The organism is Alteromonas sp. P256, assembly GCF_036864455.1.
Taxonomy (GTDB): domain Bacteria; phylum Pseudomonadota; class Gammaproteobacteria; order Enterobacterales; family Alteromonadaceae; genus Alteromonas.
Genome location: NZ_JAZETM010000031.1, coordinates 1 through 1154, shown reverse-complemented (window position 1 = coordinate 1154; position 1154 = coordinate 1). Strand labels below are relative to the sequence as shown.

At 41.3% G+C, this 1154-nt stretch carries 3 protein-coding genes; all 3 read left to right on the top strand.

The genetic code is table 11. The features are described 5' to 3' along the window. The first annotated feature begins 231 nt into the window (after positions 1–231). The gene (locus tag V7R39_RS17705) at positions 232–516 is read left to right on the top strand and encodes a BrnT family toxin (RefSeq protein ID WP_334032279.1); all 285 of its coding nucleotides are present in this window, start codon (positions 232–234) and stop codon (positions 514–516) included. Next, positions 516–746 (top strand): BrnA antitoxin family protein, encoded by a 231-nt coding sequence (locus V7R39_RS17700; protein ID WP_334032278.1) that lies wholly within the window; start codon positions 516–518, stop codon positions 744–746. The genes V7R39_RS17705 and V7R39_RS17700 overlap by 1 nt, the downstream gene beginning before the upstream one ends. Before the next feature lie 107 nt (positions 747–853). Continuing rightward, the gene (locus V7R39_RS17695) at positions 854–1102 is read left to right on the top strand and encodes a hypothetical protein (protein WP_334032277.1); all 249 of its coding nucleotides are present in this window, start codon (positions 854–856) and stop codon (positions 1100–1102) included. The last annotated feature ends 52 nt before the right edge of the window (positions 1103–1154 follow it).

Sequence of the window (1154 nt, the reverse complement as noted above, 5' to 3'; positions counted from 1 at the left end):
CTCTATCTAAAAATTAACATTCGTGGACAGCAGAAGCATGTTCCTTTTTACTGAATCAAATTGGAAGTAAAAAAGGAACGGAACCACTGTAAAAAAATTAAGCTCGCCCGCTGCGCGGGCTGGGACGCAAACACGCAGGGCGGCTTCGCCATTATGCCCTACGTGCCTGCGCCCCTTATTTAAAAGTTAGGCCCCTTTGACAACTCCGCCCTTTGTACATACGATGTACATATGATTAAATTCGAATGGGATGAGGCTAAGGCTTCATCGAATCTTAAAAAACACGGCATCTCTTTTCGTGAGGCCCAGTCTATCTTCTATGATGAAAATGCGGTTCAATTCTATGACGATACGAACTCAATTCTAAGTGAAGACAGGTTTCTCATGCTCGGAATGAGTTCTCATTCAAATGTTCTAACCGTTTGCCATTGCGAGCGCGAAGATGGTAGTAAAATTAGAATCATTTCCGCACGTAAGGCAACAAAGAAAGAACTTAACTATTATGGTGGCAAATAATGGATGCAGAATACGATTTCAGTAAACTTAAATCTCGCAAAAACCCCTATGCAAGTAAGCTTAAAAAGCCTGTCACTATGCGCTTAAGCGAGGACGTTATCAGTTACTTTAAAGAAATGGCAGAAGAAGAGGGTGTGCCTTATCAGAGCCTCATTAACCTTTATCTTAGGGATTGCGTTTCTCAACATAGGAAGATTGACATTTCGTGGAAGGGCCTAACAAAACGCTAAACTCGTTCCCTTCGGTCACTGGGACACAAACGCAGCGGTGCTTCGCTATTTTGCCGCTACGTTTGTGCCGGTTAGCTTAGCGTTAGGTTCATATTTAGGGATAGCTGATGACTTACAAGTTTAAATATTTTGCTCAGCCTGTGATCACAAACATTAAAACGGTTGTTGAAGCCGCTTTTATGGAGTTCAGTTTTGGCGTTATTTGTGCTGTCTTTGCCTATGTCAGCTATGGTGAAATCATCCAGCTGTTCGTTGCATGTACCTTAATTGCTATCGTCTGTTTCTTCTTAACAATTCACAATATCTATGTCATGTTTAAAATTAAGAAACAACAAGCCCTCAAGGAAGATATCTAGTGGCGCCATTTTTAGCATTAAGCGTAAAACCTAACAAACCAATCAACAACGT